The following is a 26,576-nucleotide window of genomic DNA, read 5'->3' on the forward strand; positions in this document are numbered from 1 at the left end:
CATGGGCTACCGCCTGTCGAAAATCTACACACGCACCGGCGACAAGGGCGAGACCGGCCTGGGCGACGGCCGCCGGGTCCCCAAGGACCATCCACGGATCGAGGCGATCGGCGAGGTCGACAGCCTCAACAGCCAGCTCGGCCTGCTGCTGGCAGGCCTGGCCGAACACGGGCTGGAGGAGCTGACCGAGGTCCTGGCGCCCTGCCAGCACCGGCTGTTCGACCTCGGCGGAGAACTGGCGATGCCGAGCTACCAGGCCCTGGACCAGGCCGAGGTGGAACGACTGGAGGCGGCCATCGACCGCTGGAACGAGGAGCTGGGGCCGTTGAAGAACTTCATCCTGCCCAGCGGCTCGGCACTGGTGGCCCAGGCCCATGTCTGCCGCAGCCAGGCACGCAGCGCGGAGCGGCGCTGCCAGCAGCTCAATGCCATCGAGCCGCTGGAAGGGGTTGGCCTGGCCTACATCAACCGGTTGTCGGACTTGCTCTTCGTGGCCGCACGGATCATCGGGCGGCGGCAGGGGGTGGCCGAGGTGTTGTGGCAGGCACGTGAAAAACCGGCGATTCGTTGAAATTAGAGAAACTTCCTACGCAACGTTAGGAAGCTCAGGGGAAGATTCACCATAAGCCCATCATTAAGCTTCTTGTCCCGCGCACAAGACTTCAACTTCGAATGAAGGAGACAGCGGGACAAGGAGTCTTCCATGCCTCATTTCAGCATCGTTGGAGAAATCACTGCGTTTCTTAGTGGATTCATACTTGGACAAAGTAGATGGTCAGCGCGTTTAAGCCATCGCAACAGGTTATCCGACACCATTGAGACGCTATCTGTCGAGCCTACCTGCTACCTTACTTCAGGAGGATTGGTTCTCCACTTTAAAACAGATCTCCCCCGTGGATCGGCTATTTTTCTGGATGTCAATTATTTCCCAAACCAAGGCGTTAGCGAGAGCAGCATAGCCACAGCTCAGTTATCTGTGAGACCGCATGAATGAACATTACATGGATGTTCTCCCGTCAACAAAACTCGCCTGTCAACCCTGCGATAAGTGATCAATTAGTGAGCATGGACAGCCGGTTTCTTTGCCTGAGAAACCCATGGACGCCTGACTCCGTGTTCATGGGAAAAATGTACACCTCGACAACGGTGCTAACGATTATATTACAAGCCTTCCTGTGGGCAGACTCTCATATTTGGACCCGAGCGCACTTCAACATACTCGACGCAGCCTTAATAATCATAACCCCACTTTTTGCAACCCCTTTCTTGGTGTACCGAATATTTTTGATAAATAGGCTTTCCCACCTCTATTTCGACCGCCACACAAAAACCATCATTTACAAACGAAACAAGACGTTGCTGACCTTTGACTGGAACAAATGCGTCGGTGGATTCCTGCAGAAAACAGAATTTGCAGGTAGCTCATTCAGTATCAATTATGCCTTAGCGATCGCGGAGCGCCCCGAGCACGGCGCTATCAATCCCAATAACGCATTGTGGTTCCCGAGCAATCACCCCAGTGAGTGCAACCCACTCTATGCCCACGAAGTCTGGGCATACATCTGTCAGTTCATGGCTCATGGCCCCGACAAACTCCCCCCACCGAATGAGCCAGACTGGTGGCGGATACCGCTGAATACGATCTGCCTGACGCCCAAACAAGCCTGGCGCCACTATGCTCCTTGGCGAACAGGGGAGCCCGGTGAAATGCAAGGTAAGAAAAACTGGCTACTGCCCTTGTGGCTAGTGCTGTGGCCGTACAACCTGCTTAGCGCCCTGTGCTGGTACGTCGTATGCCGGCTATTCAAGGTCCAGAGCCCCGCCGCCCCAATATAGGAAGGCTCGCCCCCAACACCGGCCAACAGCCTGACACCCACATGCACGATGTCAGGCTGATTACCTTCAGGAGCGCTCAGGCCAGAACGCGCGAATGCCAGCAACACCTTGCGCACCAACCTCCCAGGCCCGCGCCCGCTCATCCGGCCCAACCCCACCCAGTAAAAATACCGGCTGGTTGAAGCCTGCGATCAAGCGCTGCGCCTCATCCCAGCCCAGGGGGGGGGCCTCGGGGTGGGTCTGGGTCGCTTGCACGGGCGATAAGGTGACGAAGTCCACCCCCATCTGCTCGGCCAGGGCCAGTTCCTCGGCACTGTGGCAGGACGCCGCCAACCAGCGCGCCTGGGGGAAGGGCCGGCCATTGGCCGCGTACTTGCGCAACTGGGCAGACGTCAGGTGCCAGCCGGCCGATGGAAAGTCGCCCAGCCACTCCAACGGCCCCTTGAGCATCAGTTGGGCCTTGCCTGCGCACAAGCCGACCGCATCCACCGCCACGTCGCGGTACTTGGGGTCGTACATGTCCGGCGCCCGCAACTGTATCAGCCGGATACCGCTGGCGACGGCCTTCTGTATACCGCGCAGCAACTGCGGCACCTCCAGGCCATCCGGGGTGATCAGGTACTGGTCGGGCAGGCGTGCAGCAGCGACGATCGGCCTGTTGGCCTCGGGGAAGTCATACTGCCCAAGATCCCGTGGCGCCACCCAGGCCAGGGGCTGCCCCTCGACGCCATGGGGCTCGCCGACGAAGGTGTCGACCTCACGCACATCCAGCAGGACCTGCTTGTCCGCATAGTCATGGCTGACCTTGATCAGCGGCCGCGAGCAGCTCACCTCGATGCCCAATTCCTCGCGCAACTCACGGGCCAGCGCAGCTTCGACGCCCTCGCCCTCCTCCACCTTGCCACCCGGGAACTCCCACAGGCCGCCCTGGTGCTGGGTATCGGCTCGGCGGGCAATGAGGATGCGCCCATCAGCGCCACGAATTACCGCTGCAACGACATGGATCCGCTTCACCCTTCACGCTCCGCCAGGCCAGCCTTCTGCCAGGCCTGGAAAGCCGGCCACTGGTAGAGGGTCTCGATATAGGCAGCCGCTTCTGCCGGCACTTCAACACGGTAGGTGCGCAAGCGCACGGCCACCGGTGCGAAGAATGCATCGGCCAAGGTCGGCTTGCCGAACAGGAACGGGCCGCTGTCCTTGGCTGCCAGGCGGCATTCGGACCACAGCGCGACGATGCGGTCGATGTCTACCTGCACCTCCAGCGGAACGCTTTCCAGCGCCTGGTCGCGGGACAGGTCGAACGGCATGGCGCCACGCAAGGCGACGAAGCCGCTGTGCATCTGTGCACAGGCCGAACGTGCTTGGGCCCGGGCGGCGATGTCGGCCGGCCATAGCTGGGCCTCGAGATGGCGCTCGGCCAGGTACTCGGCGATGGCCAGGGAGTCGGCGATGATGCCGTGCTCGGTCTTGAGTAGTGGCACCTTGCCCGTGGCCGAGAAGGCCAGGATGCGCTTGCGGGTGTCGGGCTGGTTGAGTTTGATCAGCGTTTCTTCATAGGGCACGCCAGCCAGCTCGAGGGCCAGGGCGCCGCGCAGCGACCAGGAAGAATACAGCTTGTCGCCGATGATCAGGTGATAGCTCATGGTTCGGCTCCATTGGGTTTGAACGTCCGGGCCGCGTCGCAGCCCATCGCAGCACAAGGCCACTCCTCCAGGCACTGGGGCACACCTGTGGGAGTGGCCTCGGTCGCGAAGGGGCCGCGCTGCGGCCCCTTTTGCGTATCAGTCGATCAGGTCCGGTATTCGGCGTTGATCTTCACGTACTCGTGGGACAGGTCGGTGGTCCAGATGGTTTCGCTGCATTGGCCACGGCCCAGCTCGATACGAATGGTGATTTCTTCCTGGGCCATCACCTTGGCGCCCTGCTCTTCGGTATAGCCCGGGCTGCGGCCGCCCTTGCTGGCGATGCACACGTCATCGAGGTACACGTCGATCAGGCTGACGTCCAGCGCCGGCACGCCGGCACGGCCGACCGCCGCGAGGATACGGCCCCAGTTGGGATCGGAGGCGAACAGCGCGGTCTTGATCAGCGGCGAGTGGGCCACGGCATAGCCGACATCCAGGCACTCCTGGTGGGTACCGCCGCCGTTGACCTGCACGGTGACGAACTTGGTCGCGCCTTCGCCGTCTCGGACGATCGCCTGCGCCACCTCCATGCAGACTTCGAATACCGCCTTTTTCAAGGCTTCGAACAGTGCACCGCTGGCTTCGGTGACCTCTGGGAGGTCGGCCTTGCCGGTGGCGATCAGCATGCAGCAGTCGTTGGTCGAGGTGTCGCCATCGATGGTGATGCGGTTGAAGGACTTGTTGGCGCCGTCGAGCAGCAGGTCCTTGAGCACCACCGGGGCGACCTTGGCGTCGGTGGCGATGTAGCCGAGCATGGTGGCCATGTTCGGGCGGATCATCCCGGCGCCCTTGCTGATGCCGGTGACGGTGACGGTGACGCCGTCGTGCTGGAACTGACGACTGGCACCCTTGGGCAGGGTGTCGGTGGTCATGATGCCGGTGGCGGCTTCAGCCCAGTTGTTCTCCGACAGGTCGTCCAGGGCGGCCTGCAGCGCGCCCTCGATCTTCTCGACCGGCAGCGGCTCGCCGATCACGCCGGTGGAGAATGGCAGCACCGAACTGGCATCGACACCGGCCAGTTCGGCCAGCTTGGCGCAGGTACGCTCGGCGGCGGCCAGACCAGGGGCGCCAGTGCCGGCGTTGGCGTTGCCGGTGTTGGTCAGCAGGTAGCGCACGGTGCCCTGGACCCGTTGCTTGGACAGGATCACCGGTGCGGCGCAGAAGGCGTTGAGGGTGAAGACCCCGGCGACGCTGGAGCCTTCGGCACAGCGCATCACTACCACGTCCTTGCGCCCTGGGCGCTTGATGCCCGCCGAAGCGATGCCGAGTTCGAAACCGGGAACCGGGTGCAGGGTGGGCAAAGGACCAAGACCAACAGCCATGTAAGCGCTCCTAGGGAAAACAGTGGGGGTATACGACGTGGACGATCTTAATGTCGGCCAGCCATGTGAGGGAAGAGCGGAGCTGCTTTGCAGCCCTTCTCGACACAAGGCCGCTCCCACAGGCACAGCGCTCGGCTGAAAAGCAGCGCTGATGGTGTGGGAGCGGCCTTGTGTCGCGAAAGGGCCGCAAAGCGGCCCCCAGGAATCATCGTGCAGGCACCCTCGGCCCGATCATTCGATCTGCCCGTGGCAATGCTTGAACTTCTTGCCCGAACCGCACCAGCACGGCTCGTTGCGGCCCAGCTTCTGTTCATTGCGCACCGGCGCTGCCGCCACGGCCACCTCGGCGCCTTCTTCCTGCAGTCGCGCCTCGCCTTCCAGGCCTGGGGCGGCGGCGTGCTGGAACTGCATGCGCCGGGCCAGCTCTTCGGCCTCGCGGCGCAGGCGGGCTTCCTCCTCGGCCGGGTCCTCGCGACGGACCTGGACGTGGGACAGGACGCGGATGGTGTCGCGCTTGATCGACTCCAGCAGTTCCTGGAACAGGGTGAAGGACTCGCGCTTGTACTCCTGCTTCGGGTTCTTCTGCGCATAGCCGCGCAGGTGGATACCGTGGCGCAGGTGGTCCATGGTCGACAGGTGGTCTTTCCACAGGTCGTCCAGTACACGCAGCAGGATCTGCTTCTCGAAGGTACGCAGGGCTTCTTCGCCCGCCTGGTCTTCCTTCTCGGTGTAGGCGGCGGTGATCTCGTTGAGCAGTTTCTCGCGCAGGGTTTCCTCGTAGAGGTGATCGTCCTCGTCGAGCCACTGCTGGATCGGCAGCTTCATGGCGAAGTCGCTGGCCAGTGCAGCTTCCAGGCCTGCCACGTCCCACTGCTCGGGCAGCGACTGCGGCGGGATGTGCTGGCTGATGGTGGCGTCGAGCACTTCCTTGCGGAACTCGCCGATGGTCTCGCCGATGTTCTCTGCGGCCAGCAGGCTGTTGCGCATGTGGTAGATCACCTTGCGCTGCTCGTTGGCCACGTCGTCGTATTCCAGCAACTGCTTGCGGATGTCGAAGTTGCGCCCCTCGACCTTGCGCTGGGCCTTTTCGATGGCGTTGGTGACCATGCGATGCTCGATGGCCTCGCCGGACTGCATGCCGAGGGCCTTCATGAAGTTCTTCACCCGGTCGGAGGCGAAGATGCGCATCAGGCTGTCTTCCAGGGACAGGTAGAAACGGCTGGAGCCCGGGTCGCCCTGGCGGCCGGAACGGCCACGCAGCTGGTTGTCGATACGCCGGGATTCATGGCGCTCGGAGGCGATCACGTGCAGGCCGCCGGCCTCGATCACCTGCTGGTGGCGCTTCTGCCAGTCGGCCTTGATCTGCGCCACCTGCTCGTCGGTCGGGTTCTCCAGGGCGGCCACCTCGGCCTCCCAGTTGCCGCCCAGCAGGATGTCGGTACCACGGCCGGCCATGTTGGTGGCGATGGTCAGCGCACCCGGGGCACCGGCCTGGGCGATGATCTCGGCTTCCTTCTCGTGGTACTTGGCGTTGAGCACCTTGTGGTCGATGCCCTCCTTCTTCAGGAGGTTGGACATGTGCTCGGAGGTCTCGATGGTCGCCGTACCGACCAGGACCGGACGGCCCTGGGCCATGCTTTCCTTGATGTCGGCGATGATGGCCGCGTACTTCTCGTCGGCGGTCAGGTACACCAGGTCGTTGAAGTCCTTGCGCGCCAACGGCTTGTTCGGCGGAATGACCATCACGTTGAGGTTGTAGATCTGGGCGAACTCGAACGCCTCGGTGTCGGCGGTACCGGTCATGCCGGAGAGCTTGGCGTAGAGGCGGAAGTAGTTCTGGAAGGTGGTCGAGGCCAGCGTCTGGCTCTCGGCCTGGATGTTCAGGTTTTCCTTGGCCTCGATGGCCTGGTGCAGGCCTTCGGACAGGCGGCGGCCCGGCATGGTACGGCCGGTGTGCTCGTCGATCAGCAGGATCTGGCCGTCCTGGACGATGTACTCGACGTTGCGGTGGAACAGCTTGTGGGCGCGCAGGCCGGCGTAGACGTGGGTCAGCAGGCTCAGGTTGTGCGCCGAGTAGAGGCTCTCGCCCTCGGCCAGCAGGCCGGACTGGGTCAGCATCTCCTCGATGTACTGGTGGCCGGCCTCGTTCAGTTCGACCTGGCGGCTCTTCTCGTCGATGGTGAAGTGGCCTTCCTGGGTGACCTGGCCCTCGACCTCCTCGATGTGCTGCTTCAGGCGCGGGATCAGGCGGTTGATCTCGATGTACAGCTTGGAGCTGTCCTCGGCCTGGCCGGAGATGATCAGCGGGGTACGGGCTTCGTCGATGAGGATGGAGTCGACTTCGTCGATCACGGCGAAATTCAGCTCGCGCTGGTACTTCTCGTCCAGGCTGAAGGCCATGTTGTCGCGCAGGTAGTCGAAACCGAATTCGTTGTTGGTGCCGTAGGTGATGTCGGCGGCGTAGGCGGCGCGCTTCTCTTCCGGTGGCTGGAAGGGCGAGACCACGCCTACGCTCAGGCCGAGGAATTCGTACAGCGGACGCATCCAGTTGGCGTCACGGCGGGCCAGGTAGTCGTTCACCGTGACCACGTGTACACCTTTGCCGGACAGGGCATTGAGGTACACGGCCAGGGTTGCGACCAAGGTCTTGCCTTCACCGGTGCGCATTTCTGCGATCATGCCCTCGTGCAGGGTCATGCCACCGATCAGCTGCACATCGAAGTGACGCATGCCCATGACGCGCTTGCCGGCTTCGCGGGCCACGGCGAAGGCTTCGGGCAGCAGTTGGTCGAGGGTCTCGCCTTTGGCCAGGCGCTCTTTGAACTCTGCGGTCTTGCCCCGCAGCTGTTCGTCAGAGAGGGCCACCATCTTCTCTTCGAAGGCATTGACGATGTTCACCGTCTTGAGCATGCGTTTGACTTCACGCTCGTTCTTGCTTCCAAAAAGTTTCTTTAACAAAGGCGCAAACATATCGGCAGGATCTTCCACACTTAGGGATGGAGGGCGGCCCCGTGAGTCGCCCGTGCAGCCCTTGGGCCGCATGCGAACGAGCATTCTACCCGGAAACGATGGTGAGGAAAGTGGTGGATTTCCACGATGCTGGCACAGCGCTTTGGCGGGGGCTTTTCTAACATAAGGGCATTTTCGCCGAGTTCAAGGCGCGGCCCGATGAAACGTATCGAGAATGACTTGCATCCTGAATCCGGGGCTGCGCTGCCTGTGCCAGCCCATCGTCGGCACGCCGGCTCCCACAGGGACCTGCAAACCACCTCATCTGCGATCGACGCCCTCCCGCGATGGGCCGACACGGGCAATACCAGATCCGGCTTCTGTTAAGATGCCGATCTTGTAACCTCCTGCGTACCCCCATGGCCTACAAACCCTCACCCGCCCAGCCACCGTCCGCGCTCCTGCGCCAGGCCAGGCCCTTGCGCCTGCTGCTCAACCAGGCCGAACGCCTGGCACACCTGCAGCGCCTGCTGGAAAGCCAGCTGCAACCGGCCGCCCGCGCCCACTGCCATGTGGCGTCCTGGCGCGACGGCACCTTGCTGCTGGTGGTCACCGACGGTCACTGGGCGACCCGCCTGCGCTACCAGCAGAAGCGTCTGCAGCGACAGTTGCAGGCGCTCGAGGCGTTCGCCAACCTGCAGCGCATCAGGTTCCAGGTACAACCTCCTGTCGGAGCCCCCCGGCACTCGGGGCAGGCTGCGGAGCTTTCGGAAAACGCTGCCGAAAGCCTGCGCGAGACCGCCGAAGGGATTACCGACCCCAAACTGCGCGCGGCCCTGGAGCGGTTGGCCAGTCACGCTCGAGATAAGCGGTGATGCCCCCTGAGGCCGTACAGCAGCCCCCAAGAATCAGGCGTAAAAAAGGCCACCCGAAGGTGGCCTCAGAACTAGAGAGTGTTCGAACTTACACGGCCGCGACAGGGCGCATGTAGGAGATCGGTGCCGTGCTGGCATCTTCGAAGGTGACCACTTCCCAGGCGTCTTTCTCGGCGATGAGCTTGCGCAACAGCTGGTTGTTCAGCGCGTGCCCGGACTTGTAGCCCTTGAACTCGCCGATCAGGCTGTTGCCCAGCAGGTAGAGGTCGCCGATGGCGTCGAGGATCTTGTGCTTGACGAATTCGTCTTCGTAACGAAGGCCGTCTTCGTTGAGCACGCCGTCCTCATCGACCACGATGGCGTTTTCCACACTGCCGCCCAGCGCAAGATTGTGCTTGCGCAGGTACTCGATGTCGCGCATGAACCCGAAGGTACGGGCGCGGCTGACTTCCTTCACGAACGAGGTGCTGGAGAAGTCGACGCTGGCGCTCTGGGTCCGGTTGCGCAGGACCGGGTGATCGAAGTCGATCTCGAAGCTCACCTTGAACCCGTCGAAAGGCAGGAAGGTGGCGCGCTTGTCGCCCTCCTCCACCGTCACTTCGCGCAGGATGCGGATGAACTTCTTGGCGGCGTCCTGTTCTTCCAGGCCGGCGGATTGAATCAGGAATACGAAGGGGCCTGCGCTGCCATCCATGATCGGCACTTCCGAGGCGGAGAGCTCGACGTAGGCGTTATCGATGCCCAGGCCCGCCATGGCGGAGAGCAGGTGCTCGACCGTATCGACCTTGACGTCACCGTTGACCAGCGTCGTCGACATGGTTGTCTCGCCGACGTTGGCCGCGCGAGCCGGGATCTCGACGACAGGGTCGAGGTCGGCACGGCGGAAGACGATGCCGGTGTCCACAGGCGCTGGCTTGAGGGTCAGGTAGACCTTCTCCCCGGAGTGCAGGCCGACACCTGTGGCACGGATGGTATTCTTCAGGGTGCGTTGTCTAATCATGGCATTGGCCGCTTCAGCGCAAATTGCGAACAGGTATCAACAAAGGCTGGGAATGATAACAGACCCGGCCTTTGCTGAACACCAATCACCCTTATACCCCTGATAAATTTCATCAATCAGCCTGACGACGCAGGAAGGCCGGGATATCCAGGTAGTCCAGATCGTCCTGTGGGTTGAGTTTAGCTGCCGCGGCGGCACCTGCATGGGCCTGGTTGCGCATCACGGTCGGACGCTCCAGGTCACGGTAGTTCACCGCTGGTTGCTCCGGACGGGCCGGCGCGGGGTTGGACGCCTCGTAGGCAGCGGCTGCGGTCTGCAGGGTGTTGTCCACCACCTTGACCGGTTTTTCGATGCGCGCGCCCAGGCCAGTGGCGACCACGGTCACGTGCAGTTCGTCGCGCATGTCCGGATCGATCACGGTGCCGACCTTGACCATGGCATGGTCGGAGGCGAAGGCCTCGATGATGCTGCCCACGTCGGAGTATTCGCCCAGGGACAGGTCGGGACCTGCGGTGATGTTCACCAGGATGCCACGGGCGCCCTGCAGGTTGACGTCTTCCAGCAGCGGGTTGCGGATCGCCGCCTCGGTGGCTTCGCGGGCACGGTTCGGGCCGCTGGCGCAGCCGGTACCCATCATCGCCATGCCCATCTCGCCCATTACGGTGCGCACGTCGGCGAAGTCGACGTTGATCATGCCCGGACGCTTGATGATGTCGGAGATGCCACGCACGGCGCCGGCCAGTACGTCGTCGGCCTTGGCGAAGGCGGACAGCAGGCTGGCATCCTTGCCCAGGATGGTCAGCAGCTTCTCGTTGGGGATGGTGATGAGCGAGTCGACGCTCTCGGCCAGCATGCGGATGCCTTCATCGGCGATCTGCATGCGCTTGCGCCCCTCGAACGGGAACGGACGGGTCACCACCGCGACGGTGAGGATACCCATCTCCTTGGCCACTTCGGCGATGATCGGCGCAGCACCGGTACCGGTACCGCCACCCATGCCGGTGGTGATGAACACCATGTTGGTGCCCTGCAGCACCTCGGCGATGCGCTCACGGTCTTCCAGCGCGGCCTGGCGACCGACTTCCGGATTGGCGCCTGCACCCAGACCCTTGGTCACGCCGGTACCCAGTTGCAGGATGGTGCGTGCGCCAATGTTCTTCAGCGCCTGGGCATCGGTGTTGGCGCAGATGAATTCCACGCCCTCGATGTTGCTCTTGACCATATGGTTGACGGCGTTGCCGCCGCCACCGCCGACACCGATCACTTTGATGACCGGGCTTTGCGGGACGTTGTCTACGAGCTCGAACATTTTCCCTCTCCTTACAGTTCTCTAGTTTTGCGCCTACCACTACTGCTCTGAAACTTAGAAATTGCCCTGGACCCAACGCTTGAATCGCTCAAGCACCGGAGCCTTCGGTTCCTCGCCATAGCTGTTGCTGCTGTTGCCGGTCAGGGGCAGGTCCTCGGTCTGCTTCTGCAGGCCATAGGTAAGCAGGCCCACGCCGGTGGAATAGATCGGGTTGCGCACCACGTCGCTCAGCCCCCGAACGCTGTGCGGTACGCCCAGGCGTACCGGCATGTGGAAGATTTCCTCGGCCAGTTCCACGGCGCCTTCCATCTTCGCGGTGCCGCCGGTGAGGACGATGCCGGCGGGCACCAGGTCCTCGTAGCCGCTGCGACGCAGCTCGGCCTGGATCAGGGTGAAGAGCTCGTCGTAACGGGGCTCCACCACCTCGGCCAGGGCCTGGCGCGACAGCTCGCGCGGCGGGCGATCGCCCACGCTCGGCACCTTGATGGTCTCGCCTGCGCCAGCCAGTTTGGCCAGGGCACAGGCGTAGCGGATCTTGATTTCCTCGGCGTACTGGGTCGGCGTGCGCAGGGCCATGGCGATGTCGTTGGTCACCTGGTCGCCGGCGATCGGGATCACCGCGGTGTGGCGGATCGCGCCTTCGGTGAAGATGGCGATGTCGGTGGTGCCGCCACCGATGTCCACCAGGCACACGCCCAGTTCCTTCTCGTCGTCGGTCAGCACCGAGTAGGCCGAAGCCAGTTGCTCGAGGATGATGTCATCGATTTCCAGGCCGCAACGGCGCACGCACTTCTCGATGTTCTGCGCCGCGTTGACCGCGCAGGTGACCACGTGGACCTTGGCCTCCAGGCGCACGCCGGACATGCCAAGCGGCTCGCGCACGCCTTCCTGGTTGTCGATCACGTAGTCCTGCGGCAGGGTGTGCAGGACCCGCTGGTCGGCCGGGATCGCCACGGCCTGGGCGGCGTCGAGCACGCGCTCGAGGTCGGCGGTGCTGACCTCGCGGTCGCGGATGGCGACGATGCCGTGGGAGTTCAGGCTGCGGATATGGTTGCCGGCCACGCCGACGAACGCCGAGTGGATGCGGCAGCCAGCCATCAGCTGCGCCTCTTCCACCGCGCGCTGGATCGACTGCACGGTCGACTCGATGTTCACCACCACGCCCTTCTTCAGGCCGCGGGACGGATGGGTGCCGATCCCCACGATCTCCAGGGTGCCGTCATCGGCCACTTCGCCCACCAGCGCCACCACCTTGGAGGTGCCGATGTCCAGCCCGACGATCATTTTGCCGCTATGCGCGTTTGCCATGGTCCTGCCTCTCTCTAATTCTTCGCAACGGCGGGTTGGGCCGTCGTCGGTGCAATCGGTTCCCGCCAGCCAACGGCCAACCCGTTGGCGTACCGCAGATCGATGCGGGCGATGTTGGTGATCTGCTCTTTGAGTGTCTTGTCGTAAATGGCAATGAAACGGCGCATCTTCTCCACCAGGTGATCACGCCCCAACAACAGCTCGATCCCCGGGCCGGCGCTGCCTGCGCCGGTGGTGAGGAACCAACTGCCCCGCTCGCGCAGCTCCAGGCGAGCGATGGAAAACCCCAGGGGGCGCAGCATCTGGCTCAATACCTGATATTGCTGCATGACTTTTTGCTGGGCACGCTGCGGCCCGAACAGCTGCGGCAGGTGCTCATAGTTGGCCAGTTCGCGCGGGGTGAAGGCCTGGCCCTGGTTGTTGAGCAGGGCTTCATCCCCCCAGCGCGCCACCGGCAACTGTTCTTCCAGGCGGATCACCACCTCGTCCGGCCAGACCCGGCGAACCTCGGCGTGGGCGATCCAGGGCATCTGCTCGAGCTCCAGGCGCATGGCCGTCAGATCCACGCTGAAGAAGCTCGCCGCCACATAGGGCGCGATCCGTTGCTGCACCGCCTGCTGGCTGATGTAGCTCAGGTCGCCCTGCACGGCGATCCGGGTGATCGGCCGGTCGGCGTACGGCATCAGGCGCAACGCGCCTTCGTAGGCGCCGAAGCCGGCGGCCACCAGCAGTACCGGCCAGAGCAGGCGCTTGAGCGCGCTGAAGTTGGCCTTGGGCAGGCGCGCCGACATTGGCTCCTTGGCCACCAGTCGGCTGGCACCGCGCGGCACCGGCTTGCTACGGCCGGTGGCGGGTTGCTGATGACGGAACATCGCGCCTTGCATGGCGGTTAACCTCGCGTCTCGACGCTGTCGGCCAGGATCGCCAGCACCAGTTGCTGGAAGTCCAGGCCGGCCGCGCGGGCAGCCATCGGCACCAGGCTATGGTCGGTCATGCCCGGTGCGGTGTTGACCTCGAGCAGCCAGAAGCGACCCTGCTCGTCCTGCATCACGTCCAGCCGGCCCCAGCCTTCGATGCCGATGGCATCGCAGGCGCGCGCGGTCAGTTCGATCAGTTCCTGTTCCTTGGCGCTGTCCAGGCCGCACGGGATGCGGTACTGGGTATCGTTGGCCAGGTACTTGGCGTCGTAGTCGTAGAACACGTGCGGCGTGCCCAGGGCGATCGGCGGCAATACCTGGCCACGCAGCACGGCGACGGTGAATTCCGGGCCGTGGATCCATTGCTCGACCAGGACCTGGGAATCGTATTGGGCGGCATCCCTCCAGGCAGCGACCAGCTCTTCCACGCTGTTCACCTTGGCCATGCCGATACTGGAACCTTCATGGGCGGGTTTGACGATCAACGGGAAGCCCAGTTCCGTGCCCGCGGCGACACAGTCGTTTTCATTGGCCAGCACGGCGTGGCGTGGCGTCGGGATGCCCAGGCTTTGCCACACCTGCTTGGTGCGCAGCTTGTCCATGGCCAGGGCCGAGGCCAGGATGCCGCTGCCGGTGTAGGGGATGTCCAGGCACTCAAGCAGGCCCTGCATGCTGCCGTCTTCGCCACCACGGCCGTGGAGGATGATGAAGGCGCGGTCGATCTTCTCGCTCTGCAGGCGCGCGAGCAGGTCGTCGCCCACATCGATGCCGACCACGTCGACACCGGCACTGGTCAGCGCCTGCAGCACCGCGGTGCCGGACTTGAGGGAAACCTCACGCTCGGCGCTCTTGCCGCCGTAGAGCACGGCGACGCGACCGAAGGCCTTCACGTCCATGGTCGAATGCAGCTTGTCGTAGGCACGGGTCATTTCGACTTCTCCTGGCGGGTGACGGTGCCGGCGAACAGCGGGCTTTTCATCAGTTGCGGGGCCAGGCCACCGATGTCACCGGCACCCTGGCAGAGCAGGATGTCGCCGGCGCGCAGCAATGGCTTGACCAGCGGCGCCAGGTCGACGCCGCGTTCGATGTAGATCGGGTCCAGTTGGCCGCGCTGGCGGATGCTGTGGCACAGCTGGCGGCTGTCGGCCCCGGGGATCGGCTCCTCGCCGGCCGGGTACACCTCCATCAGCAGCAGTACGTTGGCGTCGGCCAGCACCTGCACGAAATCGTCGTACAGGTCGCGGGTACGGCTGTAGCGGTGCGGCTGGTAGACCATCACCAGGCGCCGGCTCGGCCAGCCGCCGCGCACGGCCTTGATCACCGCGGCCACTTCGGTCGGGTGGTGGCCGTAGTCGTCCACCAGCATCACGCTGCCGTCCTCGACCGGCAGCTCGCCGTATACCTGGAAGCGTCGACCCACGCCCTGGAAGCCCGACAGGCCCTGGACGATGGCCTCGTCGCTGATGCCCTCGTCGGTGGCGATGGCGATGGTGGCCAGGGCGTTGAGCACATTGTGGTTGCCCGGCATGTTGACCGAGACATCCAGCGGCTCGCGATCACGGCGCAGCACGGTGAAGTGGGTCTGCATGCCCTGCTGGCGCACGTTGATGGCGCGCACGTCGGCCTCGTCGCTGAAACCGTAGGTGACGGTCGGGCGCTTGACCTGCGGCAGGATCTCGCGCACCACCGGGTCGTCCAGGCACATCACCGCCAGGCCGTAGAACGGCAGGTTGTGCAGGAACTCGACGAAGGTCTTCTTCAGCTTGTTGAAGTCGCCTTCGTAGGTGGCCATGTGGTCGGCGTCGATGTTGGTGACCACGGCGACCATCGGCTGCAGGTGCAGGAAGCTGGCATCGCTCTCGTCGGCTTCGGCGATCAGGTAGCGGCTGGTGCCGAGCTGGGCGTTGGTGCCAGCCGCGGTCAGGCGTCCGCCGATGACGAAGGTCGGGTCCAGGCCACCGGCGGCGAACACCGAGGCCAGCAGGCTGGTGGTGGTGGTCTTGCCGTGGGTACCGGCCACGGCGACACCGTGACGGTAGCGCATCAGCTCAGCGAGCATCTCGGCACGCGGCACCACGGGGATGCGCCGCTCCAGGGCGGTGGCGACTTCCGGGTTGGCCGGGTTGATGGCACTGGAGACCACCAGCACATCGGCGTTGGCGGCGTTCTCGGCGCGATGGCCGACGAAGATCTCGGCGCCGAACGACTCCAGCCGCTCGGTGACCGGCGAGGCCTTGAGGTCAGAGCCGGACACCTGGTAACCCAGGTTCAGCAGCACCTCGGCGATGCCGCACATGCCCACGCCGCCGATACCGACGAAGTGGATGCGGCGGATACGGCCCATCTTCGGCTGAGGCATGGCTTTCTGGCTTTCAACCATGGGCCACCTCCAGGCAGATATCGACCACGGTGCTGGTTGCGGCAGGTTTGGCCAGCCGCCGTGCGGTGCTGGCCATGGTGTTGAGTTTCTCGGGTTGCATCAGCACCTCGTTCAGGCGTTCAGCGAGCTGCGCTGCGCCAGTTGTCGCTTGTGGCATCAGGAAGGCGGCACCTTCGCGAGCCAGGTATTGGGCGTTGTGGGTCTGGTGGTCGTCGATGGCGTGGGGCAAGGGCACCAGCATCGAGGGCAGGCCTGCCGCCGCGAGTTCGCTGACGGTCAGGGCGCCGGCCCGGCACACCACCATGTCGGCCCAGCCATAGGCCTGGGCCATGTCCTTGATGAAGGGCTCTACCTGAGCCTCGACGCCCGCTTCGCGATAACGCTCGGCGGTGATCGACGCATGCTGCTTGCCGGCCTGGTGGAACACCTCCGGGCGCAGGTCCGCTGACACTTCCGACAGGGCCTTAGGCAGCAATTTATTCAATGGTTCCGCACCCAGGCTGCCGCCGAGCACCAACAGCCGCGCACGCCGCTCGGCCAGGGGCGAGCGCGACGCCTCCAGGAACAGCTCAGGGCGCACCGGATTGCCGGTGGTACGGCGCTTGGCGCTGGCCGCGAAGGTGTCAGGGAAAGCTTCGCAGACGCGCGCCGAGAGGGGCACCAGCAGCCGATTGGCGGTACCGGCACGAGCATTCTGCTCGTGGATCACCAGCGGCACGCCGCACAGCCGCGCGGCCACGCCACCAGGGCCGGTCACGTAGCCGCCGAAGCCCAGCACGCAGGCCGGCTTCAGCTGGCCAATGATGCGCCGCGCCTGCAGCACCGCCTTGACCAGGGTGAATGGTGCCTTGAGCAGCGACAGCTTGCTCTTGCCACGCAGCCCGCTGACCTGGATCAGGTGCAAGGGCAGGCCGGCCTGGGGCACCAGTTCGTTCTCGATGCCGCGCGGGGTGCCCAACCAGTGCACGTTGTAGCCACGGGCCTGGAATTCGCGGGCGCAGGCCAGGGCCGGGAACACGTGGCCCCCGGTGCCGCCCGCCATGATCAGGACGTTCTTGCCGTCAGCGGCCATGGTAGGTCTCCTCGGCAAAATCGCTTTCCTTGAATTCGTGCTCCTCGCTGCCCAGGTGCGTGCGGCTCTCCCATTCGATACGCAGCAACAGCCCCACGCAGGCACAGCAGATGACCAACGAGCTGCCGCCATAGCTGAGGAACGGCAGGGTCAGGCCCTTGGTCGGCAGCAGGCCGACATTCACCCCGATGTTGATGAGGAACTGGCCTATCCACAGGAAGGCCAGGCCGAAGGCCATGTAGGCGGCGAAGAATTGCTTGGCTTTCTCGGCCCACAGACCGATGTACAGGGCGCGCACGGTGACGAAGACGAACAGCGCCACGGTGCACAGCGAGCCGAGCACACCCAGCTCCTCGGCCAGGACCGAGAACACGAAGTCGGTGTGCGCCTCGGGCAGGTAGAACTGCTTCTGCACGCTGTTGCCCAGGCCCACGCCCAGCCACTCGCCACGACCGAAGGCGATCAGCGCCTGGGTCAGCTGGTAGCCGGAACCGAACTGGTCGGCCCAGGGGTCGGTGAAGGTGATCAGGCGCGCCATCCGGTAGGGCTGCGCCTGCACCAGGATGAACACCGCCACCACCGCCAGCGCCACCATCAGGCTGAAGCGGAACAACCCCACCCCGCCGAGGAACAGCATGGCCGCCGCGGCGCCCATCATCACCACGGTGGCGCCGAAGTCCGGCTCCATCAGCAGCAGGCCGGCCATCGGCAGCAGCACGATAAACGGCTTGAAGAAGCCCATCCAGCTTTCGCGCACCTCTTGCTGGCGGCGCACCAGGTAGCCGGCCAGGTAGATGACCACGAAGACCTTGGCGATCTCCGAGGGCTGGACGTTGAAGAAGCTGAAGCCGATCCAACGCATGGAGCCGTTCACTTCGCGACCGATGCCGGGCACCAGCACCAGCACCAGCAGGCCGAAGGCGCCCAGCAGCATCATGAAGCCCATGCGCTGCCAAGTGGCGATCGGCACCATCATGGTCGCCCCGCAGGCGATCAGGCCCAGGGCCACGTACACCAGGTGGCGGAACATGTGGTACAGCGGGTTGCCCGACTGCACCGCGGCGACTTCCGAGGAGGCCGAGGTGATCATCACCAGGCCCAAGCCGAGCAGCGCCAGGCAGCCGGCGAGGAACGGGAAGTCCAGGTCGATGCCTCGGCCGCTGATCAGCGGCGACGGATAGGGCTTGATGATGCCGAAGATCATGCCAGCCCTCCTGCCGCCTGGGCGAACAGACGCCCGCGTTCTTCGAAGTTGCGGAACATGTCGAGGCTGGCGCAGGCCGGCGACAACAGCACGGCATCGCCGGGCTGGGCCAGTTCGGCGCAGCGCTGCACGGCCTCGTCCAGGGTCTTGACCCTGACCTGCCGCACACCCTCGCCGAGCGACTCGGCCAGGCGCTCGGCATCGCGGCCGAGCAGGACCACGGCGCGGCAGTAGCGCGCCACCGGCTCGCGCAAAGCGGAGAAATCGGCCCCCTTGCCGTCACCGCCGGCGATCAGCACCAGCTTGCCGTCGATATCCGCGCCCAGGCCCTCGATGGCGGCCAGGGCGGCACCGACGTTGGTGGCCTTGGAATCGTCGTACCAGTTCACCCCGTTGCGCTCGCGCACCCATTGGCAACGGTGGGCGAGCCCGGCGAATTCGCGCAGGGCCTCGAGCATCGGTGCGAACGGCAGGCCCACCGCATGGCCCAGGGCCAGCGCGGCCAGGGCATTGCTCTGGTTGTGGGCACCCCGGATCTTCAGCTCGCGCACCGGCATCAGGGCCTGGAACTCGAAGGCCAGGTGTTTTTCACCGTCCACTTCGCGCAGACCGAAGGCCTTGAAGTCCGGCACGTTGAGGCCGAAGGTCCAGCAGGGCCGGCCTTCGACCGGCAGCGGCCGGCTCAGGGCGTCCTGGCGGTTCACCACCACCTGGCGGGCACCGCGAAAGATCCGGTGCTTGGCCAGGTGGTAGGCCGGCAGGCCGCTGTAGCGGTCCATGTGGTCTTCGCTGATGTTGAGCACGGTGGCCACTTCGGCATTGAGCTGCTCGGTGGTCTCCAGCTGGAAGCTGGACAACTCCAGGACGTACAGCTCCACGGCGTCGTCGAGCAGATCGAGCGCCGGCGTGCCGAGGTTGCCGCCCACTGCCACACGTTTGCCAGCCTTGGCGGCCATCTCGCCGACCAGGGTGGTCACGGTGCTCTTGGCGTTGGAGCCGCTGATGGCCACGATCGGCGCCTTGGCATACCGGGCGAACAGTTCGATGTCGCCGGACAGGCGCACGCCACGCGCCGCGGCCTGCTGCAGCGCCGGTGTGGCCAGGGCCAGGCCGGGGCTGACGTACAACTCGTTGGCGCGGCACAGGAAGTCTACGTCCAGTTCGCCACAGCGCACTTCCACCTGCGGGTACTCGCGGCGCAGGGTATCCAGTTCCGGCGGCTGCTCGCGGGTGTCGGCGACCGCAAAGGCGATGCCCCGGTTCGCCAGGAAGCGAACCAGGGACATGCCGCTCTTGCCGAGGCCGACAACGATGCGGAATTGGTCGGAAGCGATCAGTGACACGCTCATCTACCTCAGTTTCAGGGTGGCAAGGCCGATCAGCACCAGAATCACGGTGATGATCCAGAAACGGACGATCACCCGTGGCTCGGGCCAACCCTTGAGTTCAAAGTGGTGGTGGATCGGTGCCATGCGGAACACGCGCTTGCCGGTCAACTTGAACGAAGCGACCTGGATCACCACCGACAGGGTTTCCATGACGAACACCCCGCCCATGATGAACAGGACGATCTCCTGGCGGACGATCACCGCGATGGTGCCCAGCGCAGCGCCCAGCGCCAGGGCGCCGACGTCGCCCATGAACACCTGGGCCGGGTAGGTGTTGAACCACAAGAAGCCCAGGCCCGCGCCGATCAGCGCGCCGCAGAACACGATCAGCTCGCCCGAGCCCGGCACGTACGGGATCAGCAGGTATTCGGCGAATTTCACGTTGCCCGACAGGTAGCAGAAGATGCCCAGGGCGCCGCCGACCATCACTGTCGGCATGATCGCCAGGCCATCGAGGCCATCGGTGAGGTTGACCGCGTTGCTCGAGCCGACGATGACGAAATAGGTCAGCACGACGAAGCCGATGCCCAGGGGGATGGTGACATCCTTGAGGAACGGCACGATCAGGGTGGTCTCGACGCTGGTCGGGGCGGTCATGTAGAGGAACACCGCGGCGCCCAGGCCGAACACCGACTGCCAGAAATACTTCCAGCGGCTCGGCAGGCCACGGGAGTTCTTCTCGATCACCTTGCGGTAGTCGTCGACCCAGCCGATGGCGCCGAACAGCATGGTCACCACCAGCACGACCCAGACATAACGGTTGGACAGGTCGGCCCACAGCAGGGTGCTGATGCCGATGGCCGACAGGATCAGGGCGCCGCCCATGGTGGGGGTGCCCGACTTGGACAGGTGCGATTGCGGGCCGTCGTTACGCACGGCCTGGCCAATCTGGCGGATCTGCAGGGTACGGATCATCCACGGCCCCAGCCACAGCGCCAGGGACAACGCGGTCAGTACGCCCAGGATCCCGCGCAGGGACAGGTACTGGAAGACCGCGAAGCCCTTGTGGAACTGTTGCAGATACTCGGCCAACAGCAGCAGCATTAATGTTTCTCCCCGCTGGCACCGCACAAGGCCGCCACGACGTTTTCCATCGCAGCGCTGCGCGAGCCCTTGATCAAGATAGTGGTGTTGCTGGCATGCTCGCCGCGAACAGCGTCGATCAGCTCAGCCTGAGTAGCGAAATGACGGCCATTGGCGCCGAACGCCTTGACCGCATGGGCCATGTTGGTACCCACCGCGTACAGGGCGTCGACCTTGCCGCGCGCGTAGTCGCCCACCTGGCGGTGGCCTTCCTGCGCCCATTGCCCCAGTTCGCCGATATCCCCGAGCACCAGGACGGTCCGCCCGGAAAAGCCGGCGAGTATATCAATGGCGGCGCACATCGAGGTGGGATTTGCGTTGTAGCTGTCGTCGATCACCCTGACGCCGTTGGGCGCGATTTGCGCCACGCTACGCCCCTTGACCGGCTGGACCGCGCCCAGCCCGGCCGCGATACCGGCAAGGCTCACACCCAGGGCATGGGCGGCAGCGGCGCCAGCCAGGGCATTGCTGACGTTGTGGGTGCCCAGCAGGTTCAGTTGCACCGCGACCGAGCCTTGCGGCCCGTGCAGGGTGAAGGATGGGCAACCACGGGCATCGCGACCGATGTCGCTGGCGTGGAAGTCGGCCTGCGGATTGGCCAGGGCGAAACTCAGGACCCGATGGGCACCCGCACGCACGTGCCAAGTGCCAAAGGCCTTGTCGTCCAGGTTGAGGATGGCCGTGCCGCCCTCGCCCAGGCCTTCGAGGATCTCGCCCTTGGCCTCGACGATTTTTTCCGGGCCGCCGAACTCGCCGACGTGGGCGGTCCCGGCGTTGTTGATGATGACCACTTCAGGGCGGGTCAAGCCGACGGTGTAGCGGATCTCGCCGATGCGCGAGGCGCCCAGCTCGATCACCGCGGCACTGTGCTCGGGGGCGATTTCCAGCAGGGTCAGCGGTGCGCCGAGATCGTTGTTGAGGTTGCCACGGGTGGCCAGCACCGGGCCTCGGGTGCGCAAAATGCAGGCGAGCATCTCTTTGACGGTGGTCTTGCCGCTGGAGCCGGTGATGGCAACGACCGGCTTGTCGAACGCGGCGCGATTCAAGGCACCGAGCTGGCCCAGGGCCAGGCGGCTATCGGCGACCAGCAGTTGCGGCAGCTCGACATCGGCGATCTCACGCTCCACCAGGGCGGCCACGGCGCCCTTGGCCTTGACGTCGGCCAGGTAGTCATGGCCGTCGAAACGCGGGCCGGCCAGGGCGACGAACAACTGCCCGGCAGCCACCGTGCGGCTGTCGATGCTGACGCCGTCGAAGCGGGCATCGTCGCCAACCACCCGTGCGGCGAGCGGTGCGCTCAATTGGCTGAGTGTCATGGGCTTAAGCATGCGGAGCCTCCCAGGCTGCAAGTGCCTTCTCGGCTTCGACCAAGTCGGAGAAGTCAAGGCGCTGGCCGTTGATCTCCTGGTAATCCTCGTGCCCCTTGCCGGCCAGAACGATCACGTCGTCGGCGGCAGCGGTGGCGATCAGGTGCGCGATGGCCTCGCCACGGCCGGCGACGAACTCGACATCGACAGGCTTGGCGAAACCGGGGCGAATATCGTCGAAAATACGCTGCGGATCTTCGCTACGCGGATTGTCGTCGGTGACCAGCACGCGGTCGGCCAGGCGCTCGGCCACCTGGGCCATCAGCGGGCGCTTGCCACGGTCACGGTCGCCGCCGCAACCGAACAGGCACAGCAGGCGGCCATGGGCATGCGGGCGCAAGGCTTCGAGGACCTTCTCCAGGGCATCGGGCGTGTGTGCGTAGTCGACCACCACCAGCGGCTTGTCGCCGCCGCCCAGGCGCTGCATGCGACCGACCGGCCCCTGCAGTCGCGGGGTGACCTTGAGAATCTCGTCCAGCGGATAGTCCAGGGCCAGCAGGGTCGCCACGGCGGCGAGCATATTGCTCAGGTTGAAGCGCCCGAGCAGGCAGCTGCGCAGGGCATGCTCGCCTTGCGGGGTGACGATCACGGCACGCACGCCGTCGTCGTCGAAACTCGCCTGTTTGCAGAACAGCGTCGCCGCCGGGTCCTGCAAGCTGTAGCTGATCAGCCGCGACTCGGCGTGGACCATGGCCAGGCGACGACCGAAGTCATCGTCCAGGTTGACCACCCGGCACTGCAGGTTCGGCCAGGCGAACAGCCGGGCCTTGGCGGCCTCGTAGGCCTCCATGCTGCCGTGGTAGTCCAGGTGGTCGCGGGACAGGTTGGTCATCACGGCGATATCGAAGGCCAGGGCGGCCACCCGGCCCTGCTCCAGGGCATGGGACGACACCTCCATGGCCACGGCCTTGGCGCCGCCCTTCTTCAGGTCGTTCAGGGTCGCCTGCACGGCGATCGGGTCGGGCGTGGTCAGGCGGCCGCTGCGCAGCTCGCCATAAAAGCCGGTGCCGAGCGTACCGATCAGCCCACAGCGCCGGCCCAGCGCATCGAGCGCCTGGGCCACCAGCTGGGTGACACTGGTCTTGCCGTTGGTGCCGGTGACGCCGACCAGGTCGAGCTGGCGGCTCGGTTCGCCATAGAAGCGCCCGGCGATCTGCGACAGCTGGCCGATCAGGCCCTTGACCGGAATCAGCGGCACGTCGGTGATCGGCAGGACGCTTGCGCCCTGCTCTTCATAGGCCACCGCGGCGGCGCCACGGGCCAGCGCGTCGGCGATGTGCGCACGGCCGTCGACCTTGGCGCCGGGGACAGCCAGGAACAGGTCGCCCGGCCGCACCTGGCGGCTGTCGAGGGTCAGCTCGCGGATCAGCGGATCGCGGCTGGCATGGGCGAAAAGCTTGCTCAATGGCATCGTCATCAACCACGCCCTCCCTTGGCGGGTACTGCACTGGCCTGCTGCGTATCTGGCGGCGGCAGGTTGTCCGGCGGCACGTTCATCAGGCGCAGGGTGCCCGACATCACCTTGCTGAACACCGGCGCCGAGACCAGGCCGCCGAAGTAACCACCCTTGCTCGGCTCGTCGATGACCACGACGATGGCGTAGCGCGGGTCGCTCATCGGACCGAAGCCGGCGAACAGCGAACGGTAGGCGTTTTCCGTGTAGCCCTTGGCACCGACGGTGGCCTTGCGCGCCGTACCGGACTTGCCACCGACGTGGTAGAACGGCACCTGGGCGCGGAACACCCCACGCGGGGCCTCGATGACCTGCTGCAGCATGCCCTGGATGGTCTCGGCGGTTTCTTTCGGGATCGCCTGGACGGCTTCCGGGGCCTTGTCGACCTTGAGGATCGACAGCGGCACCATCTTGCCGTCGTTGGCCAGGGCGGCGTAGGCATGCACCAGTTGCAAGGCAGTCACCGAGACGCCATAGCCGTAGGACAGCGTGGCAGTCTCGGCCTTGCGCCATTCGCGATGGTTGGGCAGGTTGCCGACTCGCTCGCCAGGGAAGCCCAGGCCGGTGTACTGGCCCAGGCCCAGTTGCGACATGACCCGGTAGATGGCGTCGCCACCGATGTCGAAGGCGATCTTGCTCATGCCCACGTTACTGGAGTTGATCAGGATGCCGGTCAGGTCGAGGATCGGGCCCTCGCTACGGGACACGTCCTTGATGGTGTAGCGGCCGATCTGCAGGCTGCCGGGGTAGACCTCGACCTTGTCGGTCGGCTTCCAGCGGCCACTCTGCAACGCCGCGCTCATGGAGATCGGCTTGACCGTCGAGCCAGGCTCGAACACATCGATGATCGCCCGGTTGCGCATCGCGGCGGGGAACATGCTGCGGCGGTTGTTCGGGTTGTAGGTCGGCTGGTTGACCATGGCCAGGACCTCGCCGGTCTTGACGTCCATGATCACCAGGCTGCCGGCCTTGGCGTCCTGTTCGGCGATGGCGTTGCGCAGCTCGCGGGTGGCCAGGTACTGCAGGCGCAGGTCTATCGACAACGCCAAGGTCTTCCCGGCCTTGGCGTTCTTGGTCACCTGGATGTCCTTGATCAGCCGGCCACGCCGGTCCTTGATCACCTGCCGCTTGCCGGGCACGCCGGCGAGCCATTCGTCGTAGGCCAGCTCCACGCCTTCGCGCCCGTGATCGTCCAGGTCGGTGAAGCCGACCATGTGCGCGGTGACGTCCCCCGCCGGGTAGAAGCGGCGGAACTCCTCCATGCCGTAGACACCGGGGATCTTCAGGTCGAGCACTTGCTGGCCCTGCTCCGGGGTCAGGCCGCGGACCAGGTAGATGAACTCCTTGTTGGCCTGCTGGGTCAGGCGCTCGCTCAACTGCTGGGCGTTCTGCCCCAAGGCGGCGGCCAGTTGCCCCCAGCGCTCCTTGGAGGCCTGCATTTCCTTGGGGTTGGCCCACAGGGTGGTGACCGGCGTACTGACGGCCAGGGGCTCGCCATTGCGGTCGGTGATCAGGCCACGGTGCGCAGGGATCGGGATATGCCGCAGGCTGCGGGCGTCGCCCTGCCCCTTGAGGAAGTCACGGTCGATGACCTGCAGGTCGATGATGCGCCAGCAGATGGCGCCGACCATCAGCGCCAGCAATGCGATCACCACCCGGAAGCGCCAGGGGTAGAGTGCGCCTTCGAGCTTCATCATGGTGCCACCATCCGCACTTCGTCAGCGGCCGGCACACGCATGCGCAGTTGCTCGGTAGCCAGGTTCTCGATACGGCTATGGGCGGTCCAGGTGCTCTGCTCGAGGATCAACCGCCCCCATTCGGCCTGGACCTTGTCGCGCTCGTTCAGCTCACCGTAGAGGGTGTTGAGCAGTTGGCGGTTCCAGTGGGCGCTGTAGGACACCGCGATGGCCGAAACCAGGACACCGGCGAACAGCAGAAGCATCAGGAAGCTTCCGCCTGGCAAAGGTTTGGCGAACAGCCGGCTCACCGTAACTTCTCCGCCACCCGCATCACGGCACTGCGCGCGCGCGGGTTGGCCTTGAGTTCGGCATCGGAGGCGAACTGCGCCTTGCCGACCAGACGGATCTTCGGCTCGAAGGCCTTGTGCTGCACCGGCAGGTTGCGCGGCAGGCTGTCTGCCTCGCCCTTGGCCAGCTTGCGCATGAACAGCTTGACGATGCGGTCTTCCAGGGAGTGGAAGCTGATCACCACCAGGCGGCCACCGACTTCCAGCGCATCGAGCGCCGCCTCAAGGCCAGTCTCCAGGTCGCCCAGCTCGTTGTTGACGTGAATGCGCAGGCCCTGGAAGGCACGGGTTGCCGGGTTCTTGCCCTTTTCCCAGGCAGGGTTGGCCGCCTTGAGCACCTCGGCCAGGTCGCCGGTGCGGGTAAAGGGCTGTTGCTCCCGGCGCTGTACCACGGCACGGGCCATGCGTTTGGCGAAGCGCTCTTCGCCATATTCCTTGAAGACCCGGGCGATCTCCTCCTCGGGCGCGCTGGCGATGAACTCGGCAGCACTGAAACCCTTGCCCGGGTTCATGCGCATGTCCAGCGGGCCATCATTGAGGAAGCTGAAGCCGCGCTCGGGATCGTCCAGTTGCGGCGACGACACGCCCAGGTCGAGCAGCACGCCACTGACCTTGCCGTGCAGGCCGCGCGCAGACACTTCGTCGCCCATCTCGGCAAAGCTGCGCTGCACAACGACAAAGCGGCCGTCTTCGGCCGCCAGCGCTTGCCCCGTGGCAATCGCCTGTGGGTCCTTGTCGAAGCCCAGCAGCCGCCCTTGCGGCCCGAGCTTGCTGAGAATCAGGCGGCTGTGCCCACCTCGCCCGAAGGTGCCATCCAGATAGCAACCATCGGCGCGCAGGGCCAGTGCCTCGACAGCCTCGTCGAGCAGCACGGTGATGTGGTTGAAGCCGCTATCTATAGTCACAGGATCAGGTCACGCAAATCGTCGGGCATGGCGCCCGGTTGTTGAATAGCTGCAAGATCAGCTGCCGAAACCGCGTTCCAGGCATCCTCATCCCACAGCTGGAATTTGTTCAGCTGCCCCACCAGCATCGCCTTCTTGTCGAGCTTGGCGTATTCGCGCAGGCGTGGCGGAACCAGGAAACGCCCACTGCCATCGAGCTCCAGGTCTACCGCATTACCGATCAGCAGACGCTGGAGGCGGCGGTTTTCCTCACGCAACGACGGCAAGGCGCGCAACTTGGCTTCTATCTGTTCCCACTCATCGAGGGGGTAGACACACAAGCAGGGATCGACAGCGTCGATGGTCACGATCAGCTGACCACCACAACGCGAATCGAGCTCGTCACGGTACCGACTCGGCATGGCGAGTCGGCCCTTTGCATCGAGGCTGACGGCGTTGGCTCCGCGGAACACGGCTGCGATTCCCCACAATGTTAGCTTTTTTGTGTCAGAAAACCC

Annotated in this window: 23 protein-coding genes; 3 read left to right on the forward strand and 20 right to left on the reverse strand. The window is 64.8% G+C overall.

Translation table 11 applies throughout. The features are described from left to right. The first annotated feature begins 1 nt into the window (after position 1). Together ACDI39_RS11985 and ACDI39_RS11990 are read left to right on the forward strand one after the other, a co-directional pair. Positions 2-571, forward strand: coding sequence for a cob(I)yrinic acid a,c-diamide adenosyltransferase (locus tag ACDI39_RS11985; RefSeq protein ID WP_253081758.1), 570 nt, complete (start codon positions 2-4; stop codon positions 569-571). A gap of 419 nt (positions 572-990) precedes the next feature. Then, positions 991-1,836 carry a hypothetical protein gene (locus ACDI39_RS11990; RefSeq protein ID WP_225789383.1) on the forward strand — a complete coding sequence of 282 codons (846 nt, stop codon included), beginning with the start codon at positions 991-993 and terminating at the stop codon, positions 1,834-1,836. 66 nt (positions 1,837-1,902) lie between these two features. Here ACDI39_RS11990 and ACDI39_RS11995 read toward each other — a convergent pair whose 3' ends face one another. The 4 genes from ACDI39_RS11995 to secA all read right to left on the reverse strand — a co-directional run bounded on the left by ACDI39_RS11995 (position 1,903) and on the right by secA (position 7,813). Beyond that, positions 1,903-2,850, reverse strand: a complete 948-nt coding sequence (locus ACDI39_RS11995) for a Nudix family hydrolase (protein WP_410045317.1) — start codon at positions 2,848-2,850, stop codon at positions 1,903-1,905. After that, positions 2,847-3,479 (reverse strand): glutathione S-transferase family protein, encoded by a 633-nt coding sequence (locus ACDI39_RS12000; RefSeq protein WP_486538743.1) that lies wholly within the window; start codon positions 3,477-3,479, stop codon positions 2,847-2,849. The genes ACDI39_RS11995 and ACDI39_RS12000 overlap by 4 nt, the downstream gene beginning before the upstream one ends. A 146-nt stretch (positions 3,480-3,625) precedes the next feature. Further along, on the reverse strand, positions 3,626-4,843 hold the full coding sequence (gene argJ / locus ACDI39_RS12005; RefSeq protein ID WP_253081756.1) for a bifunctional glutamate N-acetyltransferase/amino-acid acetyltransferase ArgJ: 1,218 nt from the start codon (positions 4,841-4,843) through the stop codon (positions 3,626-3,628). Positions 4,844-5,074: 231 nt separating this feature from the next. Beyond that, on the reverse strand, positions 5,075-7,813 hold the full coding sequence (gene secA, locus ACDI39_RS12010) for a preprotein translocase subunit SecA (protein ID WP_253081263.1): 2,739 nt from the start codon (positions 7,811-7,813) through the stop codon (positions 5,075-5,077). Between the two features lie 398 nt (positions 7,814-8,211). Here secA and ACDI39_RS12015 point away from each other — a divergent pair, with 398 nt between their 5' ends. Beyond that, complete coding sequence (locus ACDI39_RS12015) at positions 8,212-8,667, forward strand: DUF721 domain-containing protein (protein ID WP_225789388.1); 456 nt, start codon at positions 8,212-8,214, stop codon at positions 8,665-8,667. Positions 8,668-8,755: 88 nt separating this feature from the next. Here the strand turns inward: ACDI39_RS12015 and lpxC are convergent, their stop codons facing one another. The 16 genes from lpxC to mraZ all read right to left on the reverse strand — a co-directional run bounded on the left by lpxC (position 8,756) and on the right by mraZ (position 26,531). Beyond that, the gene (gene lpxC, locus ACDI39_RS12020; protein ID WP_070092350.1) at positions 8,756-9,667 is read right to left on the reverse strand and encodes a UDP-3-O-acyl-N-acetylglucosamine deacetylase; all 912 of its coding nucleotides are present in this window, start codon (positions 9,665-9,667) and stop codon (positions 8,756-8,758) included. A gap of 112 nt (positions 9,668-9,779) precedes the next feature. Further along, entirely contained in the window at positions 9,780-10,976 is a 1,197-nt protein-coding gene (gene ftsZ, locus ACDI39_RS12025; protein WP_225789389.1) for a cell division protein FtsZ, read from the reverse strand. Between the two features lie 54 nt (positions 10,977-11,030). Beyond that, positions 11,031-12,284: a cell division protein FtsA gene (ftsA, locus tag ACDI39_RS12030; protein ID WP_225789390.1), complete on the reverse strand. Its 1,254-nt coding sequence runs from the start codon at positions 12,282-12,284 to the stop codon at positions 11,031-11,033. 14 nt (positions 12,285-12,298) lie between these two features. After that, positions 12,299-13,168, reverse strand: a complete 870-nt coding sequence (locus ACDI39_RS12035) for a cell division protein FtsQ/DivIB (protein ID WP_253081264.1) — start codon at positions 13,166-13,168, stop codon at positions 12,299-12,301. A gap of 5 nt (positions 13,169-13,173) precedes the next feature. Next, positions 13,174-14,130 carry a D-alanine--D-alanine ligase gene (locus ACDI39_RS12040; protein WP_225789392.1) on the reverse strand — a complete coding sequence of 319 codons (957 nt, stop codon included), beginning with the start codon at positions 14,128-14,130 and terminating at the stop codon, positions 13,174-13,176. Continuing rightward, positions 14,127-15,581 (reverse strand): UDP-N-acetylmuramate--L-alanine ligase, encoded by a 1,455-nt coding sequence (murC, locus tag ACDI39_RS12045; protein ID WP_225789393.1) that lies wholly within the window; start codon positions 15,579-15,581, stop codon positions 14,127-14,129. The genes ACDI39_RS12040 and murC overlap by 4 nt, the downstream gene beginning before the upstream one ends. Beyond that, complete coding sequence (gene murG / locus ACDI39_RS12050; RefSeq protein ID WP_225789394.1) at positions 15,574-16,653, reverse strand: undecaprenyldiphospho-muramoylpentapeptide beta-N-acetylglucosaminyltransferase; 1,080 nt, start codon at positions 16,651-16,653, stop codon at positions 15,574-15,576. The genes murC and murG overlap by 8 nt, the downstream gene beginning before the upstream one ends. Then, positions 16,643-17,857 carry a putative lipid II flippase FtsW gene (gene ftsW / locus ACDI39_RS12055; RefSeq protein ID WP_262923514.1) on the reverse strand — a complete coding sequence of 405 codons (1,215 nt, stop codon included), beginning with the start codon at positions 17,855-17,857 and terminating at the stop codon, positions 16,643-16,645. Before ftsW ends, murG begins: the two co-directional genes overlap by 11 nt. Further along, positions 17,854-19,200 carry a UDP-N-acetylmuramoyl-L-alanine--D-glutamate ligase gene (gene murD / locus ACDI39_RS12060; RefSeq protein ID WP_253081270.1) on the reverse strand — a complete coding sequence of 449 codons (1,347 nt, stop codon included), beginning with the start codon at positions 19,198-19,200 and terminating at the stop codon, positions 17,854-17,856. The genes ftsW and murD overlap by 4 nt, the downstream gene beginning before the upstream one ends. A gap of 6 nt (positions 19,201-19,206) precedes the next feature. Next, positions 19,207-20,289 carry a phospho-N-acetylmuramoyl-pentapeptide-transferase gene (mraY, locus tag ACDI39_RS12065; protein ID WP_225789396.1) on the reverse strand — a complete coding sequence of 361 codons (1,083 nt, stop codon included), beginning with the start codon at positions 20,287-20,289 and terminating at the stop codon, positions 19,207-19,209. Next, the gene (locus ACDI39_RS12070; protein ID WP_253081265.1) at positions 20,289-21,656 is read right to left on the reverse strand and encodes a UDP-N-acetylmuramoyl-tripeptide--D-alanyl-D-alanine ligase; all 1,368 of its coding nucleotides are present in this window, start codon (positions 21,654-21,656) and stop codon (positions 20,289-20,291) included. The genes mraY and ACDI39_RS12070 overlap by 1 nt, the downstream gene beginning before the upstream one ends. Then, positions 21,649-23,112, reverse strand: coding sequence for a UDP-N-acetylmuramoyl-L-alanyl-D-glutamate--2,6-diaminopimelate ligase (locus ACDI39_RS12075; RefSeq protein ID WP_225789398.1), 1,464 nt, complete (start codon positions 23,110-23,112; stop codon positions 21,649-21,651). The genes ACDI39_RS12070 and ACDI39_RS12075 overlap by 8 nt, the downstream gene beginning before the upstream one ends. Next, entirely contained in the window at positions 23,112-24,842 is a 1,731-nt protein-coding gene (locus ACDI39_RS12080) for a peptidoglycan D,D-transpeptidase FtsI family protein (protein WP_225789502.1), read from the reverse strand. Before ACDI39_RS12080 ends, ACDI39_RS12075 begins: the two co-directional genes overlap by 1 nt. Next, a complete protein-coding gene (ftsL, locus tag ACDI39_RS12085; RefSeq protein WP_225789399.1) occupies positions 24,842-25,135 on the reverse strand; it encodes a cell division protein FtsL in 294 nt (97 codons plus the stop codon). The genes ACDI39_RS12080 and ftsL overlap by 1 nt, the downstream gene beginning before the upstream one ends. After that, positions 25,132-26,079: a 16S rRNA (cytosine(1402)-N(4))-methyltransferase RsmH gene (gene rsmH / locus ACDI39_RS12090; protein ID WP_486538751.1), complete on the reverse strand. Its 948-nt coding sequence runs from the start codon at positions 26,077-26,079 to the stop codon at positions 25,132-25,134. The genes ftsL and rsmH overlap by 4 nt, the downstream gene beginning before the upstream one ends. Then, a complete protein-coding gene (gene mraZ / locus ACDI39_RS12095; protein ID WP_225789400.1) occupies positions 26,076-26,531 on the reverse strand; it encodes a division/cell wall cluster transcriptional repressor MraZ in 456 nt (151 codons plus the stop codon). The genes rsmH and mraZ overlap by 4 nt, the downstream gene beginning before the upstream one ends. Between the last annotated feature and the right edge of the window lie 45 nt (positions 26,532-26,576).

Source organism: Pseudomonas sp. Tun-23181, from assembly GCF_057415455.1.

Excerpts from the sequence above, each read along its gene's own strand:
- ftsA (WP_225789390.1), bottom strand. The coding sequence starts at position 12,284 with ATGGCAAACGCGCATAGCGGCAAAATGATCGTCGGGCTGGACATCGGC.
- ftsZ (WP_225789389.1), bottom strand. The coding sequence starts at position 10,976 with ATGTTCGAGCTCGTAGACAACGTCCCGCAAAGCCCGGTCATCAAAGTG.
- ftsW (WP_262923514.1), bottom strand. The coding sequence starts at position 17,857 with ATGATCTTCGGCATCATCAAGCCCTATCCGTCGCCGCTGATCAGCGGC.
- ACDI39_RS12000 (WP_486538743.1), bottom strand. The coding sequence starts at position 3,479 with ATGAGCTATCACCTGATCATCGGCGACAAGCTGTATTCTTCCTGGTCG.
- mraY (WP_225789396.1), bottom strand. The coding sequence starts at position 20,289 with ATGCTGCTGCTGTTGGCCGAGTATCTGCAACAGTTCCACAAGGGCTTC.
- murC (WP_225789393.1), bottom strand. The coding sequence starts at position 15,581 with ATGGTTGAAAGCCAGAAAGCCATGCCTCAGCCGAAGATGGGCCGTATC.
- argJ (WP_253081756.1), bottom strand. The coding sequence starts at position 4,843 with ATGGCTGTTGGTCTTGGTCCTTTGCCCACCCTGCACCCGGTTCCCGGT.
- lpxC (WP_070092350.1), bottom strand. The coding sequence starts at position 9,667 with ATGATTAGACAACGCACCCTGAAGAATACCATCCGTGCCACAGGTGTC.
- ACDI39_RS11985 (WP_253081758.1), top strand. The coding sequence starts at position 2 with ATGGGCTACCGCCTGTCGAAAATCTACACACGCACCGGCGACAAGGGC.
- secA (WP_253081263.1), bottom strand. The coding sequence starts at position 7,813 with ATGTTTGCGCCTTTGTTAAAGAAACTTTTTGGAAGCAAGAACGAGCGT.
- ACDI39_RS12015 (WP_225789388.1), top strand. The coding sequence starts at position 8,212 with ATGGCCTACAAACCCTCACCCGCCCAGCCACCGTCCGCGCTCCTGCGC.
- ACDI39_RS12075 (WP_225789398.1), bottom strand. The coding sequence starts at position 23,112 with ATGACGATGCCATTGAGCAAGCTTTTCGCCCATGCCAGCCGCGATCCG.
- ACDI39_RS11990 (WP_225789383.1), top strand. The coding sequence starts at position 991 with ATGAACATTACATGGATGTTCTCCCGTCAACAAAACTCGCCTGTCAAC.
- ACDI39_RS12070 (WP_253081265.1), bottom strand. The coding sequence starts at position 21,656 with ATGCTTAAGCCCATGACACTCAGCCAATTGAGCGCACCGCTCGCCGCA.
- murG (WP_225789394.1), bottom strand. The coding sequence starts at position 16,653 with ATGGCCGCTGACGGCAAGAACGTCCTGATCATGGCGGGCGGCACCGGG.
- ACDI39_RS12040 (WP_225789392.1), bottom strand. The coding sequence starts at position 14,130 with ATGACCCGTGCCTACGACAAGCTGCATTCGACCATGGACGTGAAGGCC.
- ACDI39_RS12080 (WP_225789502.1), bottom strand. The coding sequence starts at position 24,842 with ATGAAGCTCGAAGGCGCACTCTACCCCTGGCGCTTCCGGGTGGTGATC.
- ACDI39_RS12035 (WP_253081264.1), bottom strand. The coding sequence starts at position 13,168 with ATGCAAGGCGCGATGTTCCGTCATCAGCAACCCGCCACCGGCCGTAGC.